The sequence below is a fragment of the Gracilibacillus boraciitolerans JCM 21714 genome, from assembly GCF_000521485.1.
Classification (GTDB): Bacteria; Bacillota; Bacilli; order Bacillales; family Amphibacillaceae; genus Gracilibacillus; species Gracilibacillus boraciitolerans.
This window is the reverse complement of sequence record NZ_BAVS01000010.1, coordinates 1-16,947: the sequence shown is the minus strand read 5'-3', so window position 1 is coordinate 16,947 and position 16,947 is coordinate 1. Positions and strand designations below refer to the sequence as shown.

Genomic DNA, 16,947 nt, shown 5'->3' with positions numbered 1-16,947 from the left:
CGTATATAGAGTAGAGAGGAGCTTATATAGTATGAAAAAAATAGCGATATTGTTTGCTTTTGTTTTTTCGATTATTTTTCTGCCTCAGCAGGCTTTTGCCGTTGATTTTTCTATTAAAAATACAGAAATTAATGCCTATTTAGAGGAAAATGGCAATGTGCAAGTGACAGAGCAGCATACCTATCAATTTGATGGTGAGTTTAATGGCATCACCCGCACGCTTATTCCAAAAAACCACACACAAATAAAAGACGTCCAAGCATTTGAAAATAACCATTCCTTAGATGTTGAACAAGAAAAAAATCTTTATAAAATTCATAGAAGTGGGGGGGCAGATGAGCAAATTATGATCGACATTTCTTACACCATCACGAATGGTGTAGAAGCAGACAATGAGCTTGCACAATTTTACTGGCCTTTCTTTGACACTAGCAATGAATCAACTTATCAAAAAATGGATATTTACATCCATCCACCTCAGCCAAGTAAAGAGGTACTAGCCTTGGGTTATGATGAAGCATATGAAACATCAAATATTGGCTCTGATAGTATAGTTCATTTTGACATGGGAGAAATAGAAAGTGGAACAAAGGGTGATATCCGGGTAGCCTATGATGCTTCTCTATTTTCTGCTTTAAGCCAAATACAGGACAACACGATTCGTGATGAAATTCTAGGAGATAAATCAAGACTGGAAGAAGAAGCCGCAGCCTACAAGAATAGACAGGAAATTTTAATGCGTATTTCGCCATTCATATTAAGTGCCTTTACAATATACTTAATCGCACTATTTATTGTGACAAGGAGAAAAAAGAACAGGAAGTTATGGGAAGTAGCACGTAGCTCGTCCCAGTCTGGCCTTTTACCAAAACAAGAAATGAGTTTACCTGCTACCGTGCTTTATATGAAAAACATGTCTGCCAATAGCGAATTCCTATCTGCCGCTTTATTAGATCTGGTCAGGAAGGGGGGGTATGCCAAACGAGATGAGGATAATACATTTATTATTACAAATGCTAATACAGATTATCGGCATGAAAGTATATTAATCAATTGGCTATTTTATCAAATAGGTGATAATGGTGTTTTTACCCTATCATCACTTGAAGCATACATTGAAAACAAAGACAACCATTCAAGCTACCAGCAAGATTTTCAGAAATGGATCCAGGCTGTTAAAGAAGAAATAAAACAACACGAACTTGTTGATAGACAGGTAGGTTTAAGAGGAATAACAGCAGTAGCAAGTTTGCTCCTTATTCCATTTAGTATCCTTTTAGGAGTACATTCCATTTTTACGTGGATGTTTATCGCAATCTTCCTGTGTGTTACCTTATTGCTATTTGCTATCATCTATCAGCCTAAAACCGTCGAGGGAATTAGGATTAGTCAGAAGTGGAAAGAATTCAGTTCCAATTATGATAATATCAGCGAAAAGGAATGGAACAATTGGATGAGCGATCAACAAATGCAGGCATTTATTTACGCGCTCGGTACTGGAAACAAGTCAATGCAGAAAAAAAGCGAAGTTCTAAGCAAAAGGTTGCAACCAAAGACTCCTGCTGATATGAGTCTGCAAACAACTGACATAATGATGTTTGTACTGCTGGCAAGCACGCTCACCAATAAATTCGACAAAGCAAATACAACAGTCTCAGCCGCTGCAAACAGTAATGGCGGTGTTCCCGGCGGTGGGACTGGTGTTGGTGGAGGCGGTGGTGGCTCTGGTGCTTTTTAATTTTAAGAAAAAGTGTGCTCATGACAAGCAATTTTCGTATTTTCACAGAAATGAGGAAGCATTTAGATAGTCAGGTGCACCAGAAATGTTAAAGCCCCCCCATATAGAGCTAAGACATACTGAAAGGTACCCACATACAAAAGCTGTTCACTGTTTACAGTAAAATGAGCAAAAAACCGAACTATTTCAAATCATAGTTCGGTTTTCACTCGGACTAAAACTTTTTGTTGTAACGCTTTATTATTTATTTCACTATACTTTTACTTAGTCTTCGATATCATAGCCTTGTTCTTCGATCGCATCTTTCATCGCATCAATGTTTACTTTTGATTCATCAAAAGCAACCTCTACTTTACCAGCAGCTAAATCAACCTCAGCTGCTGAAACGCCATCTAATTCTTTCAATGCCCCCCTCAACAGCCATTTTACAATGACCACAGGACATGCCTTGTACATGTAACGTTTTTTCCATGACTTTTCACCTCCTTTAAATGTTGTACTACCTATAACTTCACTCGTTTTAACCGAAGGGAATTAGATACAACACTTACAGAACTTAGTGCCATCGCTGCACCAGCAACCCATGGCGCAAGTAGTCCAATAGCTGCAACTGGAATTCCGGCCGTATTGTAACCGAATGCCCAAAATAAATTTTGACGAATGTTTCTAATTGTCGCATGACTAATTTTAATTGCCTTCGGCAGGAGCAGTAGCTCGCCACCAAGGATCGTAACATCAGCAGCTTCAATGGCTACTTCTGTTCCTGTACCAATCGCAATGCCAATATCAGCGATCACCAGGCTGGGGGCATCATTCACACCATCGCCAACCATGGCAACTTTTTTACCTTTAAGCTGAATTTCTTTTACTTTATCTGCTTTTTGTTCAGGTAAGACTTGAGCAATTACTTGATCGATGCCTACTTGCTTGGCAATCGCTTGTGCCGTTCGCTCATTATCTCCTGTTAACATGATAACTTCTAAGCCTTCTTCTTTCAGCTCTCTAATTGCTTGTGATGCTGTTTCTTTCACGGTATCTGCTACAGCTACGATCCCTTGATACTGGCCCTCAACAGAGATTAACATCGCTGTTTTTCCATTCACTTCATAATCGATTAACTCTTGTTCTGCTCCACCAACTTCAACTTGGTGGTCTTCCATTAGTTTTCGATTTCCAACTAAAATATGCTTATTAGAAATTGTGACTTCAATACCTTGCCCAGGTATCGCATTAAAATGATCTACTTCCATTAATTCAATATTTCTTTCTGCTGCATAGGCAATAATGGCTTCAGCAAGTGGATGTTCCGACCCTTTCTCTGCACTTGCTAACCATTGTAATGTTTTCTCATCACCTGTAAAATCAGTTACCTCTGGTTTTCCTTTTGTGATGGTGCCTGTTTTATCAAGAATGATCGTCTCTAACTGATGCGTTCTTTCCAGGTGTTCTCCACCTTTAAAAAGGATGCCGTTCTCTGCAGCTTTTCCTGTTCCAACCATAATAGAAGTTGGAGTTGCAAGTCCTAACGCACATGGACAGGCGATAACAAGTACAGCAATTGCTGCAACCAATGCTGGCTCCAATTGTCCAGGCTCAACTAATGTAAGCCATACAAAAAACGTTACGATTGCTATTGCAACTACGATTGGAACAAAATAACCTGATATGACATCTGCTAGCCTTTGAATTGGTGCTTTTGAACCTTGGGCATCTTCGACTACTTTGACAATAGAGGCAAGCGCGGTATCCTTTCCTACTTTTGTTGCTTTCATTTCAATAACGCCATTTTTATTGATTGTTGAACCGATGACTGTGTCCTCGATGTTTTTTTCAATTGGTATCGATTCACCGGTAAGCATTGATTCATCAATAGAAGTTCTTCCTTTCATAATCTTGCCATCAACAGGAACTTTTTCACCTGGTTTGACTACTAAATGATCACCAACCTTCACTTCTTCGACTGGCATCATCATTTCTGCACCATTTCTAATAACACGAGCTTCTTTCGCCTGTAAGTTAAGTAAAGAGGACAATGCATTTGTTGTTTGACTTTTTGCTCTTGCTTCTAGGTATTTTCCAAATAAAATTAATGTAATTAAAATAGCACTTGTCTCAAAATACAGATGGGGGGGCATATAAGATGGATTTCCTATTGTTTTAAATGTTTCGTATAAACTATAAAAATAAGCAGCACTTGTACCTAATGCCACAAGTACATCCATGTTCGCTCCACCATTACGGAGATTTTTATATGCTCCAACATAGAACTGCCAACCGATAATAAATTGAACAGGTGTTGCTAAAAGAAATTGGAACCATGGATTCATAAATATATCGGGTATCGTCATGTTAAATAAATGAACCAGCATCGTTATTAACAGCGGCGCAGCTAACACAGCGGAAATCATTAATTTCATCTTCTTACTCTTCATTTCCTTTTCTTTATGTGTTTGTCTTTCTGCTGCTTCTGCTTTTGGTTTCGCATCATAACCGGTATTTTTAATTTTCTCGATGATTGCTGTAAGATCTACTACATCGGAGTTATATTCTATAGAAGCTGTTTCTGTTGTTAAATTTACATTTGCAGAATGAATGCCTACTTGCCTATTTAATACCTTTTCAATACGGGCTGAACATGCTGCACAAGTCATTCCCAAGACGTCTAATTCGGTTTTCTCCATTAAAACGCCATAGCCGATATTTTCAATTTTGTTCGTTATCTCTTCAATGGATGTTTTTTTTGCATCAAAGTCTACCGAAGCCTTTTCTGTTGTCAAATTGACTTGTGCTTCGACTCCATCCATTTTATTTAACACTTTTTCAATACGAGTAGAACATGCCGCACAAGTCATGCCTGTTATCCCAAGTGTCGTATGATTTTTATCGCTCATTATATGTTCCTCCTTACTTGGAAAACTGCTTCATCACATTCATTAATTCCTCAATGGTTTCTCTGCCATCACCATTCCTGATAGCATCGCTGACACAATGGTTGAGATGTCGTTCCGTAACAGAAAAGCCGACATTCTTTAATGCAGATTGAATAGCACTGATTTGCACTAAAATATCTACACAATAACGATCTTCTTCCACCATCTTTTGTATCCCACGAACTTGCCCTTCTATACGTTTTAAACGATTTATGACTTTTTGCTTCTCGTCTTGTGTTCTAGGTTTACTTGGGTGATCCTGCAAGAATTTATCCAAATAAATCACGTCCTTTTTCTTTTATATTTATACCATACCCCCCCCATATGGTATATTTGTCAAGAGGAAGCACCTCTACCTATCGAATTAAGTCGTTCTCTCTCGCCCTTTGGTATTGTTGATTTTGAATAAAGATTGATCAAAAATATGATGCAAATATTAGTTTTATAATAAAATCAACGGTTCTGAAAAGTTTATTTCTACATTTTGCTGCGAAAGGGGGGGTTATATTTTGTTTCTTCTGGGTATCAGTTAGGTCTTCTGGTTAGAGATCTGTTAAAAATCAAGGTAATTGAAACAAGTGGTGGCACATTGCGAAGAAAGGACCGATGATATTAATACTTCAATGGAAGCTGTCGGAATCTTAAATAATGGCCAAATGGGCGAACCAGATAGTTTTGAGACCACCGGATGGTTCGCCTGGAGTAAAGCCAAGAAACATTGGAAATTCTTTTATTGTCGGCCATGTAGACAGTCGTGAAGGTCCAGCTGTGTTTTTTATTTAGACCAGCTTAAGAAAGTAGACGAAATAGTAATTAGTAACAAAGATGGCGAAGAAAAAAATATATCGTCGAAAAATTTAAAAGCTATCCAATGAATGACGCACCTATGGAAAAGTTTTTTTGGAGAATCACATGAAAAGCGACTTAATCTGATTACCTGCACAGAAGAATTCATCCGTGACAGAGGTGGCCATCAAGATTGGTTCGTTGTTTATTCAAAATTTAAAGAAACCTTTTCATCTCTATCTTGTAAATGATAATTAAAAATTGAACCACATGTTAAGCCAAAAGTGAGCCACAAAAAGTTTGTGAATTTCTTATTTAGCAGTCATCAAAATAGCTTTATACGGAGAGGCGGGCATGATACCCTATTTAAAGGTGCGAAATATCTATATACCGCACTCTTTCGCAAAATAGTCATGCCCGTAGAGTCTCCGTGTCAAGCCATGAATTCTTTGAAAGTAACAGTGAAAGTTTGTGAAAAAAGTTAATTTTAACTGGCTCATTTTCAATTGCGAAGTGGCACACTTTTCACTTGCGAAATACACCTTCTCAATTATATTAATCGTGTCAGTATGCTTGGCTATACTCCTGCCATTCAGAGTCAAGAATCGTTTGAATGATAGAAAGCATAGCCCCCCCCTTTCCGTTGAAGTTGGAAGTTTTCCATTAACCAAGTATTCGGAAAATATTAATGTTTCTTGGATACTTCTAAGAAGTGCTTCTGGAATATCAATATCAATTAAATCAGAAACACTAATATCGAGCGAAGTAGCGAGCTTATTGATAATGGGGAAACTTGGTGCACGCCTAATTTTTTTTCAAGTTTGCTGATGTAGCCCGCATCTACACCTGTCATACGCTGTACATCCTTAAGCGAATACTTTTTTTCTTCCCTATAAAATCTGAGCTTTTCTCCAAAGTTTCTTGGCATTTCTCTCCCTGTTTTCATACTGTTTCCTCCTCACATATCTGCTTTTTAAGCAGAACTGCCTGTTAATTCATTCTTAATGAATTCCTGGAATTTTAAGAACACTATATTATAAGCAGGAAGCAGGAAACTATAACTCTAAAACAGCATGGTTAGACAAGGTACGAGTTTTAATTATGCCAGTTCATTTAAGTAAGAATGTAATGACTACTTTGCGTTTGCTATTCAGATAATCCAGCAGTGCTTTATTATCTTTTTTTATTTTTTGACTTCTTGGGCTGGGAGTTGGAATCGGCACATAAACTCCTCTTGATTTTCGCACAATTTTTCTTTTTTGATTCATACGACACCACTTCTTTCTCACATTTAGTTAGAAGCCACGTTTTGATAAGATGCGAAGAACCTTCTGATTAGCTTTTTTTAAAGGTTGGCTCACCATAAGTTCTATGGGGACTTGCATTACTCGTCTATTAGGATTCTGGCATTTCGTTCGGGCTATTACTTTTCTCAATCTCCATCACCCTTTTTCATATTTTCATTTCACCCGTTTGCACATTCCCTTGGCTGTTAGACAGGAAACGTTTAAACAAGCCTCTTCTAAGCAAGCTCAATCGTATATTTCTTCACTCCAAAATTTAAACTTCTTACTCTTCCTCTTATCTGAACTAAGTAGAACATGAACATTTTCCTGCATTTTATATTCTTCCTTCGTACTCGCTCAATCCTCTCTTATACAATTTTAAAATCGTTTATAGCAATACTGATTATTTAACCGTCATTTTTCAATTAATAGGTCTGAAATTGTTTCCTTTATTAACGTGAATTCTTCTTCTCTTGTAACTTCTTTAAAGATGTCTTTATAAAATATGTTGTCTATCATTAACCACTCTTTAATATCCTGATTGACTAATTCCATATTTATTTGCTCAAAACCTTCAAGTGCGTAATCTTTAGATGTTACTTTTTCGTCATTCATCATTCCGCCTCCTGGTTCTTAGATTTGATTCACTTTCATGACTAATTTGAAAATTCTAAACTCATTGACCTCAGTCATTTTCATGCATATGCCATCATTCAGCCTATGATATAGATTTTAACGTAATAGCCTGCCATAAGAGCTAATATCAACATTAATACATCACCGATAAGTTCGACCACCAGGTTCTGCACCTTCTCTTTTAAATTCATTTTGTTTCACCTTCTTTCAATAATGTTTGAAAACAAACCATATAAAAAACGCTCAGTCGGGTGACTAAGCGTTGGTTAGAAATAATTTATTGAATTTTGGTTTTGGAAATCTCTCATAGGAATCTCAACCTTTTCAAAAATTTATTATTTGAATTAATTATATTTCTTTTCAACTTGAAAATCAATTATTAGATAGACAAGATGCAAACCAATCCTCCTCAATAAATGGGGGGGAGATTTTGCAATCCTTCATCTTCTCCCTAATCCCACAGCTTTACAGACGGATAAATTCACTATATTTTTATTCATTTCATTCTGTATCCAATTTGTCCACCTGTTCCAAATTCTCCGTTATGATGCGACATTTTCTTGAATGTTGTACCTCTTTCTTCTTCTTCACATGCCAAGTTAATGTTTTCTCTCTGCATCGCTTAGTCCAAGTGTTCCAGACTCTCCGTTATGAAGTGACATTCTCTTTTGTATGTCTCTAAAAATTACTCTTAATCGATTTTTCAATATTACATAGGGCTATAACATTTTTCACTTCCTTATCCCTTTACTTCCTTAAAACCTTTTCCTTCTATGTACCCGTCAAATTAAGTCGTTCTCTCACCCATTCTTCAAACCCTTTCCCTGACTGACTTTCCATATATTGTAGGCGAATTAGTTGTTCCCTAATTCGCTCTTTTTTCATCCTATTTTTTGTCAGATTTCATGATTTTCAGGTAAATAAGTTGTTCCCTGAAATGCTGGATTTCCTCTTCTTTTTCTTGCTTTTCTCATGCTTTTTCTCGCTCTTTAACCCGCTTCTTTTTTCTCCCGCTTTCCTTTCAAACCGAAGGTTTATCAGGCTTTCTCTCACATTTTTCTTCTCGCTTTTTCCCCACGTTCTTTCTCGCCAGGCTTTTTCCTCGCTCTTTTCCTCAAACAAAAAACACGAGGAAAATCGGATGGTGATTCCGATTTTCTCTCGTGTGAGGGAACGTTTAATTTGACTAAGAATACAGTTTATTTTGCTAAGGAAGAACTTAATTTAGCTGGTACAACTTAATCTATCGTCTAGTGTGCACTTATTCCACTGTAACTGATTTCGCTAAATTACGCGGCTTATCTACATCACAATCACGGTGGAGGGCTGCATAGTACGCAAGTAATTGCATTGGAATAACACTCACTAATGGTGTCAATAGATCATGCACTTGTGGCAATACAAAAGAATCACTGTCTTTTTCTAAACCTTTCATACTTACTACACAAGTGTTAGCTCCACGTGCTGCTACTTCCTGCACATTTCCGCGAATAGAAAGATTTACACTCTCTTGCGTTGAAATGGCAATGACTGGAGTTCCTTCTTCAATTAGAGCGATGGTGCCATGCTTTAATTCGCCACCAGCAAAACCCTCTGCTTGAATATAAGAAATTTCTTTTAATTTTAATGCTGCTTCCTGTACCACATTATAGTCGATCCCACGTCCAATAAAGAAAGCATTACGTGTTGTTTCAAACATTTCTTTGGCAATACGTTCAAATTCATCTTTTTGGTCTGTTAAAGTTTCCATTGCACTTGCGACAATACCTAATTCCTGCAATGGATCAAAGGATAAATCGATACCTTTCGCTCTTGCACTGTCTACTGCCAATATAGCTAAAACAGCAATCTGAGCAGTATAAGCCTTTGTTGATGCTACTGCAATTTCTGGTCCTGCATGTAAATGCAAGGTATAATCTGCTTCACGAGAAAGGGTTGAACCAGGCACATTAGTAATCGTTAATGCCGGATGCCCTAAAGCTTTGGTTTGCACTAAAACAGAGCGACTATCTGCTGTTTCACCACTTTGTGAAATAAACAAAAATAATGGTTTTTCAGATAAAAGTGGCATATTATAAGAAAACTCACTGGCAATATGCACTTCAACCGGGATGTTTGCTAATCTTTCAATAAATTGTTTACCTACTAAACCAGCGTGATAGCTCGTTCCTGCTGCAATAATATAAATGCGATCTGCCTTTTTCACGGCTTTACGAATATCTTTATCCAATTTAATTGTATCGTTCTTATCTTGATATTCTTGAATAATTTTGCGAATTACAAATGGTTGTTCGTCAATTTCTTTCAACATAAAGTGTGGATAGGTTCCTTTTTCAGTATCTGCTGCATCTATTTGTGCGGTATAAGCTTCGCGATCTACAACAGTACCATCTAACTTTTGAATTTCAACACCATTACGCTGAACCAATACTACTTCTTTATCTTCGATTTCCACATATCGATTCGTTTCTTTTAATGTCGCCATTGCATCACTTGCTATTAGATTAAAACCATCTCCTAATCCAACAAGCAATGGGCTTTTATTCTTAGCAACATATATGCGTTCAGGATTTTGGTTATCCATTAAAGCAATCGCATACGATCCCTTTAAAACAGATAAAGCTTTACGGAAACCCGCTAATACATCATTTGTTTGATTAACAAACTGTTCAATTAATTGCACAACGATTTCAGTATCTGTTTCACTATGCAATGTAATGCCCGTTAAAAACTCATTACGTATTTCGTAGTAATTTTCGATTACTCCGTTATGAACTAATGTGAAACGGCCAGAATTACTTTGATGTGGGTGAGCATTTTCTTCATTTGGCTCGCCATGTGTCGCCCAACGGGTATGTCCAATACCCATATTTGCACTCACATCTCTGTCTACCTTATCCCTTAGGGTTGCAATTCTTCCTTTTACTTTAAAGACATTCATACCGTCATCATTTAGTAATGCAATACCTGCTGAATCATATCCACGATACTCTAATTTTTCTAATCCATTTAATAAAATTTCCTTTGAATCATTTGCTCCGATATAACCTACAATACCGCACATAGCGTTGTTTCCTCCTTAAAATAAGGGGGCAAACAAACGACCGATGATTACTTACTTGTAACAAGGGGGCGTTTATTGCCCCCCCTTTCTCGTGTTTGATTGGTCATCTCGTTTTTATTCTTGTACAAAAAGTTGCCTTTTCGGTTTCGAATCAAAACATATCGGTTGAGATGTACAACCGGGAGGTATCCGCCGATTAAACTCGATAAACCTCCTCCTCGTCAGCTATGGTTGTTTACGTTCCTCATAGCCCAGGCGCTTTACAATAATATACTTCGTAGCTCCTTTCCATTTTTGAGTAGGTCATGTGTAGAAAATAACATAATTAATTTTACTTGAAACGATCTTTTTAATCAACAATTAAAGTAAAAGATCTCATATAATAATATGCAGGATGATAAGAAAAGTGAAGAAGAAGCTATGAATAAATCCATAGCTTCTTGATCTTACTCTTATTCTTGTATCCCCCATGACTTGTTGTATCACTTCTACAACTTCATCTACATAACGATTGCAATCGTCTAGTGTGGGTGCTTCTACCATTACTCTTACCAACGATTCTGTACCTGATGGGCGGACCAATACACGACCTTGATCACCCATTTCTGCTTCCACCTTATCAATAGCATCAATTACCGTTGTATTCATCATCACTTCGTTTTTATTAATAACTCGTACATTCTTCAAAACTTGTGGAAACTTCTCCATTTCATTTGCTAGCTCTGATAATGGTTTGCCTGTCTCCTTAAGTACATTTACTAATTGAATTGCAGATAGCATGCCATCCCCAGTAGTACTATAGTCTAAAAAGATAATATGACCAGATTGTTCCCCCGCCAAGATTATATCCTTCTTTACGCATTTCTTCCATCACATAGCGATCGCCAACTGCCGTTTTATTACTTTGCATTGCGTTAGCTTCCAAGGCTTTATAGAAACCGATATTACTCATTACAGTTGAAACCACCGTAGAGTGACGAAGCATACCCTTCTGGTTCATGTATTTGCCTATAATAAACATAATCTGATCGCCATCGACAATATTTCCTTTTTCATCAACAGCAATTAGGCGATCCCCCCCGTCTCCATCAAATGCGAGACCGATATCTGCCCCCCCTTTCTCTAACACAAGAGCCTGAAGCTTCTCAGGATGAGTCGATCCTACTCCATCATTAATGTTCAAACCGTTTGGAGAGGAACCGATTGTTGAAATATCTGCTTCCAAATCAGCAAAAAGATGTGAAGCAAGACCTGAAGTCGCACCATGAGCACAATCCAAAGCGATGTGTAAGCCATCAAATTCATTATCAATGGTTTCCTTTAAAAAATGAATATACTTTTGACCACCTTCTAAATAGTCATTTACTTGACCAACATTTTCTCCTATTGGTCTTGGCAAATCATCTGTTTCTATATCTAGTAGTGCTTCAATTTCTGCCTCTTGTTGATCGGATAATTTAAAACCATCTGATCCGAAGAATTTAATACCATTATCCTCGACAGGATTATGAGAGGCTGAAATCATCACTCCCGCTTGTGCATTCATAACTTTAGCCAAATAAGCAACTCCAGGTGTAGAAATAACTCCAAGTCTCATTACTTCTGCACCAATAGAGAGCAGTCCTGCTGCGAGTGCATCTTCCAGCATGTTCCCTGATATGCGTGTATCACGACCAATGAGTATCTTAGGCTTTTCTGTTTCCTTTGTTAATACATAACCGCCACAGCGCCCGACTTTAAATGCGAGTTCCGGTGTTAAATCTTTATTTGCTATTCCCCGGACCCCATCCGTTCCAAAATATTTACTCATTTTCAAAATCTCTCCTTTTACGATACTTATCCAGTTTTTTCTTCTATTATGTATTATTCTTCTGATTCGATATCTACCGTCACTTGTTCAAATTCTAATTCTGTTTCTACATCTTCTGCTACATCCTCGGCTAAAATGAGGTCTATTGGTACTTGATGTTCACCTGGGGCGAGACCCCCCCCAACATCAATCGATAGTTGAAGGTCCTCTGCTGTAATTCCTTCTAAAACAGAAGGATAACCCCTGATGGTTACATTCATAGTACTTGTTGCCGGATCTTGAAATGAAACAGATAGCTCGTCTAATTGTTCTGCAATATTAATTGCAACATCTTCGACAGTTTCTTCTTCTATAGACTCAATATTTACTGTAATTGTTACAGTATCGGCAGCGATTTTTCGTATTTGCTCAGGAACATCTAACTCAACTTCCATTGTCCCACTTTCTGTTATTTTACTTAAATCAACTGGTTTAGTAGTTATTTCATTTAACTCTGCTAAATAATCTTCAGCTGCAAAAACTTGCACTTCCTCTGTTTCTAACTCTATTCCACTCAAACGCATTCCTTCTGGTAATTCATTTACTGTTTCTACCGTAATAGGTACTGTTTTATTTGGATTATTTATTTCTACTGTAACATTTACTGTCGGTGGATCGATTCTTACATTTAATTCATTTCCTTCATTGTCATATACTTTAACCGGCACATTCTCAATCGTTTGTGTTTCATTAAATCCGTTGGCATCTACAAATCCTTTGATAATAGCAATCTGATCGACAATACTTTTTGAACTAGTTACTGTCACGGTCTCAGGATCAGCATAAACATTCGCTATTTCAAATCCTTCTTCGACTTTATCACGATTGATAACATCCATTGATACATCAAATTCTTTACTTGCTCTTTCTTCAATTGTTACTTCCACTTCTTGTGGATCAATATATACTTCAAGTCTGTCAGCAAGCCCTGTGTATTCCAGGGGTACTGTATATGTTCCTGGCTCTAATCCTTCCAAATTAACAAATACATCAAAATTTCGTTGAAACTCCGTTGAGGTAACCATACTTACTGAACCTTTTAAAGTTACAGTAACTGTTTCCGGTACGCCGCTAACTACATATTCTTTCTGTTCTATATGAATTTGAACAGGTACATCTTCAATTGCTTCCGTTTTATTCGTTGTTGCAAATGGGTTTTCAAATCCATCGTCATTATCATACATGTTTTCATCAAATGCAACGACAGCAAAGAGTAATACAGCTAGTAATAAAGCGACAACTCTAATGACCCATGGTTTTTCTAACCATTTATTCATTTCGTTTACCCCCCCTCCAATTCCATGCCTTTGTCGTAGAGGTTTTAAATTTATTTACCAATTCTGTTTCCAATATTTCCGTCAATTTCTCTATAGTTAAATTGCGGTGCAGTTCCCCCATTTTTTGTACATGAAATATTTCCAGTCTCTTCTGAAACAATAATTGTTACTGCATCTGTTACTTCACTTATTCCTAAGCTGCACGGTGACGTGTTCCTAACTCCTTTGAAATAAAAGGACTTTCTGACAAAGGCAAATAACAAGCTGCGGCAACTATTTCATCTCTATTTATGATAACAGCTCCATCGTGTAAGGGGGGGTATTAGGGATGAATATGTTCGTTAATAACTGATTTGTTAATTTCCCGTTAATTGGTATACCTGTCGAAATATAATCACCCATTGCCGATTCTCGTTCAATCGTTATTAAAGCACCTATCCTTCGCTTACCCATGTATTTACAAGACTCAGCAATCGATTGAATCGACTGATTTAACTCCTCTTCCTCTGAGGTGCTATTTCTGGAGAAAAAACTTCCTCTTCCAAGTTGCTCTAATGCTCTTCTTAATTCTGGCTGGAACAAAATAATAATCCCAAGTGGTCCCCCCCACATAATAACCTGCCAAATAAGAATACGTACTGTACTCAGTTCAAAAAGGACACTGGCAAGGTATATTAATATAACCACAAATATACCTTTAAGAAGTTGAATCGCCTTTGTGCCACGTATAAGCATTAATAATTTATATAAAACGTACCAAACGATTGTTATATCTACTGCGACTTTTAAAAGATCTAGTAAGTTCCAGTCACCATTAAGCATGCAAACACAACCTTATGTCCATCCGAATCCTCTTCCTATCTGGTTTTGTAATTATAACTTATTATAGCATATTTCTAAGGTTAATAAGAAATGGCTGCATTCCTTACTGTTTGCATATGCCTTTCTAGTGCATAAATAATCCGTCATTCTAAACTAAACACACTTTGAACAAGGTCTTTCAGTTTATACCACATCCAACTAAATATTTGATCAACTTCCTTTATCTCACCGGTTACTTTACCAGCTGATGCCGAAAGATGATCACCATTAATTACGATAATATCTCCTAAAACTTCTCCCTCTATCTTAACATTACCATTCTTAATTTCTAAATTATTTTCAATAACAACGTCTTTAGGAACAATCACTGTATCATTTTCAACGATTAGATTTTGTCCTTTGGGGGGGTAGCTGAGCTGTTGATCCTGATTCCACGCTGAAAACATTCCAGAAAACATCAAGACAAAGAAGATCGCTGCCGCAGTTAATAATGGATGGAATTTCATCCACCTTTTTGCTGTCATTCGTTTCTTTTCTTTTGGCAATTTGGCCATGACATTACTAGTAAATGTTGGGGAAGGCTTAATTTCTATATTAGCAGTAACCAATGCTACTGTTCTATTTAACTCTTGAAAATGCTTTTGACATGCTTCACATGTCTGTAGATGGGAGCGTAACTTATATTCACTATCTTTTGATATATCACCATCTAAATAGTGATGCATTAAATCAATCATCTCTTTATTACATTTCATTTCACTCACACCCCTTATACATCGCGAAGCCTTTTTCTTAAAGCTTCTCTACCCCCCGATGAACTCTAGTTTTAACTGTCCCAACAGGTAATGCTAAAATTTCACTAATCTCTTTCAAAGATAATTCATCCAAAAATCGTAATGCAATAATACTACGATATTTTTCAGGTAATTGCATGATTTCCTGCTGTATAACACTTTGCATCTCCAAGCTTTCTACTTCCTCCTCTGGTAAAGCTTGTTCTGCCGGTATTTGCGAATATAAGTCTAGTCCATCTGTACCTTTTATTTCAGCATCAAGATAATAATCTGGTTTCTTTTTCCTAATCCTGTCAATCGTTAAATTGGTTGTAATTCGATAAAGCCAAGTAGAAAACTTCCTGTTCTCATCAAAAGATTGAATATTAATATATGCACGAAGAAAGGCTTCTTGTGCAATATCTTCAGCCTCATGCTGGTTACCAACCATTCTGTAACAAATAGCAAAGACTTTGTTTTGATAAAACTCTACAATGTCTTCAAATGCTGATTGATCACCTTTTTTTACTAATTTTATTTTTTGTTTGATTTTCTCATCGATCATCTTATTACCTCCGCTACATTTGCGGTTAATTTATTTACGTATAACCATCTCAAATGGTTTCATAAAAATTAAAAATTTTAATATTAATTTTCTATAGTTATTATAGCAAGAATACAGGAATATTTGTTGATGAATTACAATTTTTTCAGATAATTGTAAAATTTTAATATTCAATGCTGAGAAATATGGTTGTGAAAATTTTACAAAAATAAAAAAAGCTAATTCCAAAAGGAACAGCTTATACAAACATTTTTTTATAAATTTATTGGTGGAGCCTAGCGGGATCGAACCGCTGACCTCCTGCGTGCAAAGCAGGCGCTCTCCCAGCTGAGCTAAGGCCCCCGAAACTAAATAGTTTATTAGATTGGTGAGCCATGCAGGATTCGAACCTGCGACCCTCTGATTAAAAGTCAGATGCTCTACCAACTGAGCTAATGGCTCTCTTTATAATAATTTATAGTGTATAATTGGCTGGGCTAGCTGGATTCGAACCAGCGCATGACGGTACCAAAAACCGTTGCCTTACCGCTTGGCTATAGCCCACCAAAAGTAGTAAGCTTACAAAACTAGTGTATACATAAAAAAAATAATTATACAATGGTGGAGGGAGTAGGACTCGAACCTACGAACCCGATGGGAGCGGATTTACAGTCCGCCGCGTTTGGCCAACTTCGCTATCCCTCCAAAACAAAATATAACTAAATGGTGCCGGCCAGAGGACTTGAACCCCCCCAACCTACTGATTACAAGTCAGTTGCTCTACCAATTGAGCTAGACCGGCTTAAATGGTGGAGGATGCAGGGCTCGAACCTGCGACCCCCCCTTGCTTGTAAGGCAAGTGCTCTCCCAGCTGAGCTAATCCTCCGCCGCACAGGATGTGCAAGTGCATGCCATCCTTAATAAAAATAGCTAATACTAAGTAATAGTGATGACCCGTACGGGATTCGAACCCGTGATACCGCCGTGAAAGGGCGATGTCTTAACCGCTTGACCAACGGGCCAAAAATGTAATTAAAAAGCAGAGCTTCCAGCCGGACTTGAACCGGCGACCCCCCCTTCCTTACCATGGAAGTGCTCTACCACTGAGCTATGGAAGCAATTATAAATGGCTCCACAGGTAGGATTCGAACCTACGACCGATCGGTTAACAGCCGATTGCTCTACCACTGAGCTACTGTGGAATATTACACATCTTTCGATGCTTCACAAAGCTAGTATATC

Annotated in this window: 12 protein-coding genes, 9 tRNA genes and 4 pseudogenes; 2 read left to right on the top strand and 23 right to left on the bottom strand. The window is 37.4% G+C overall.

Going from position 1 to position 16,947, the window contains the following annotated elements; all coding sequences use genetic code 11:
• The first annotated feature begins 31 nt into the window (after positions 1-31).
• On the top strand, positions 32-1,738 hold the full coding sequence (locus tag JCM21714_RS08235) for a DUF2207 domain-containing protein (protein ID WP_035723319.1): 1,707 nt from the start codon (positions 32-34) through the stop codon (positions 1,736-1,738).
• Between the two features lie 264 nt (positions 1,739-2,002).
• Here the strand turns inward: JCM21714_RS08235 and copZ are convergent.
• From copZ to JCM21714_RS08220, 3 genes and pseudogenes are all read right to left on the bottom strand, one after another.
• Positions 2,003-2,210: pseudogene (gene copZ, locus JCM21714_RS08230) on the bottom strand (copper chaperone CopZ).
• Positions 2,211-2,241: 31 nt separating this feature from the next.
• A complete protein-coding gene (locus JCM21714_RS08225) occupies positions 2,242-4,629 on the bottom strand; it encodes a heavy metal translocating P-type ATPase (protein WP_035723316.1) in 2,388 nt (795 codons plus the stop codon).
• 13 nt (positions 4,630-4,642) lie between these two features.
• Positions 4,643-4,945 carry a metal-sensing transcriptional repressor gene (locus tag JCM21714_RS08220; RefSeq protein ID WP_035723430.1) on the bottom strand — a complete coding sequence of 101 codons (303 nt, stop codon included), beginning with the start codon at positions 4,943-4,945 and terminating at the stop codon, positions 4,643-4,645.
• Positions 4,946-5,316: 371 nt separating this feature from the next.
• Between JCM21714_RS08220 and JCM21714_RS22945 the strand changes: the two genes are divergently transcribed.
• Positions 5,317-5,451 (top strand): hypothetical protein, encoded by a 135-nt coding sequence (locus JCM21714_RS22945; RefSeq protein WP_268748321.1) that lies wholly within the window; start codon positions 5,317-5,319, stop codon positions 5,449-5,451.
• Positions 5,452-6,190: 739 nt separating this feature from the next.
• On the opposite strand, the gene JCM21714_RS08215 is transcribed toward JCM21714_RS22945, so the two are convergent.
• The 20 genes and pseudogenes from JCM21714_RS08215 to JCM21714_RS08130 all read right to left on the bottom strand — a co-directional run bounded on the left by JCM21714_RS08215 (position 6,191) and on the right by JCM21714_RS08130 (position 16,907).
• Positions 6,191-6,400 carry a helix-turn-helix domain-containing protein gene (locus JCM21714_RS08215; RefSeq protein WP_035723313.1) on the bottom strand — a complete coding sequence of 70 codons (210 nt, stop codon included), beginning with the start codon at positions 6,398-6,400 and terminating at the stop codon, positions 6,191-6,193.
• A gap of 163 nt (positions 6,401-6,563) precedes the next feature.
• On the bottom strand, positions 6,564-6,722 hold the full coding sequence (locus tag JCM21714_RS20125; RefSeq protein ID WP_158413489.1) for a hypothetical protein: 159 nt from the start codon (positions 6,720-6,722) through the stop codon (positions 6,564-6,566).
• 432 nt (positions 6,723-7,154) lie between these two features.
• Positions 7,155-7,355, bottom strand: a complete 201-nt coding sequence (locus tag JCM21714_RS08210; protein ID WP_035723311.1) for a hypothetical protein — start codon at positions 7,353-7,355, stop codon at positions 7,155-7,157.
• 517 nt (positions 7,356-7,872) lie between these two features.
• Positions 7,873-7,995, bottom strand: coding sequence for a hypothetical protein (locus JCM21714_RS22940; protein ID WP_268748320.1), 123 nt, complete (start codon positions 7,993-7,995; stop codon positions 7,873-7,875).
• 293 nt (positions 7,996-8,288) lie between these two features.
• Positions 8,289-8,498, bottom strand: coding sequence for a hypothetical protein (locus JCM21714_RS21180; protein ID WP_035723308.1), 210 nt, complete (start codon positions 8,496-8,498; stop codon positions 8,289-8,291).
• Positions 8,499-8,637: 139 nt separating this feature from the next.
• Complete coding sequence (glmS, locus tag JCM21714_RS08200) at positions 8,638-10,440, bottom strand: glutamine--fructose-6-phosphate transaminase (isomerizing) (RefSeq protein ID WP_035723305.1); 1,803 nt, start codon at positions 10,438-10,440, stop codon at positions 8,638-8,640.
• Positions 10,441-10,905: 465 nt separating this feature from the next.
• Positions 10,906-12,250: pseudogene (glmM, locus tag JCM21714_RS08195) on the bottom strand (phosphoglucosamine mutase); the annotation flags it as partial.
• Positions 12,251-12,303: 53 nt separating this feature from the next.
• Positions 12,304-13,566, bottom strand: a complete 1,263-nt coding sequence (locus tag JCM21714_RS08190) for a CdaR family protein (RefSeq protein ID WP_035723303.1) — start codon at positions 13,564-13,566, stop codon at positions 12,304-12,306.
• A pseudogene (gene cdaA, locus JCM21714_RS08185) lies at positions 13,559-14,388 on the bottom strand (diadenylate cyclase CdaA). Before cdaA ends, JCM21714_RS08190 begins: the two are co-directional and overlap by 8 nt.
• Before the next feature lie 143 nt (positions 14,389-14,531).
• Positions 14,532-15,143, bottom strand: a complete 612-nt coding sequence (locus JCM21714_RS08180) for a zf-HC2 domain-containing protein (protein ID WP_035723300.1) — start codon at positions 15,141-15,143, stop codon at positions 14,532-14,534.
• 14 nt (positions 15,144-15,157) lie between these two features.
• Positions 15,158-15,726 (bottom strand): annotated as a pseudogene (sigW, locus tag JCM21714_RS08175) (RNA polymerase sigma factor SigW).
• 266 nt (positions 15,727-15,992) lie between these two features.
• Positions 15,993-16,068 (bottom strand) — tRNA-Ala (locus JCM21714_RS08170).
• 23 nt (positions 16,069-16,091) lie between these two features.
• Positions 16,092-16,167 (bottom strand) — tRNA-Lys (locus tag JCM21714_RS08165).
• Positions 16,168-16,194: 27 nt separating this feature from the next.
• Positions 16,195-16,269: transfer RNA gene (locus tag JCM21714_RS08160), tRNA-Gln, on the bottom strand.
• Positions 16,270-16,324: 55 nt separating this feature from the next.
• A tRNA-Tyr gene (locus tag JCM21714_RS08155) sits at positions 16,325-16,410 on the bottom strand.
• A 19-nt stretch (positions 16,411-16,429) separates the two neighbouring features.
• Positions 16,430-16,507, bottom strand: a tRNA-Thr gene (locus JCM21714_RS08150).
• A 5-nt stretch (positions 16,508-16,512) separates the two neighbouring features.
• Positions 16,513-16,591 (bottom strand) — tRNA-Val (locus tag JCM21714_RS08145).
• Positions 16,592-16,655: 64 nt separating this feature from the next.
• Positions 16,656-16,727: transfer RNA gene (locus tag JCM21714_RS08140), tRNA-Glu, on the bottom strand.
• A 21-nt stretch (positions 16,728-16,748) separates the two neighbouring features.
• Positions 16,749-16,823: transfer RNA gene (locus JCM21714_RS08135), tRNA-Thr, on the bottom strand.
• Positions 16,824-16,832: 9 nt separating this feature from the next.
• Positions 16,833-16,907: transfer RNA gene (locus tag JCM21714_RS08130), tRNA-Asn, on the bottom strand.
• Positions 16,908-16,947: the final 40 nt, after the last annotated feature.

Coding starts and splice junctions, on each gene's coding strand:
- JCM21714_RS08235 (WP_035723319.1), top strand. CDS start 32: ATGAAAAAAATAGCGATATTGTTTGCTTTTGTTTTTTCGATTATTTTT.
- JCM21714_RS08225 (WP_035723316.1), bottom strand. CDS start 4,629: ATGAGCGATAAAAATCATACGACACTTGGGATAACAGGCATGACTTGT.
- JCM21714_RS22945 (WP_268748321.1), top strand. CDS start 5,317: ATGGCCAAATGGGCGAACCAGATAGTTTTGAGACCACCGGATGGTTCG.
- JCM21714_RS08215 (WP_035723313.1), bottom strand. CDS start 6,400: ATGAAAACAGGGAGAGAAATGCCAAGAAACTTTGGAGAAAAGCTCAGA.
- JCM21714_RS20125 (WP_158413489.1), bottom strand. CDS start 6,722: ATGAATCAAAAAAGAAAAATTGTGCGAAAATCAAGAGGAGTTTATGTG.
- JCM21714_RS08210 (WP_035723311.1), bottom strand. CDS start 7,355: ATGAATGACGAAAAAGTAACATCTAAAGATTACGCACTTGAAGGTTTT.
- JCM21714_RS22940 (WP_268748320.1), bottom strand. CDS start 7,995: ATGCAGAGAGAAAACATTAACTTGGCATGTGAAGAAGAAGAAAGAGGT.
- glmS (WP_035723305.1), bottom strand. CDS start 10,440: ATGTGCGGTATTGTAGGTTATATCGGAGCAAATGATTCAAAGGAAATT.
- JCM21714_RS08190 (WP_035723303.1), bottom strand. CDS start 13,566: ATGAATAAATGGTTAGAAAAACCATGGGTCATTAGAGTTGTCGCTTTA.
- JCM21714_RS08180 (WP_035723300.1), bottom strand. CDS start 15,143: ATGAAATGTAATAAAGAGATGATTGATTTAATGCATCACTATTTAGAT.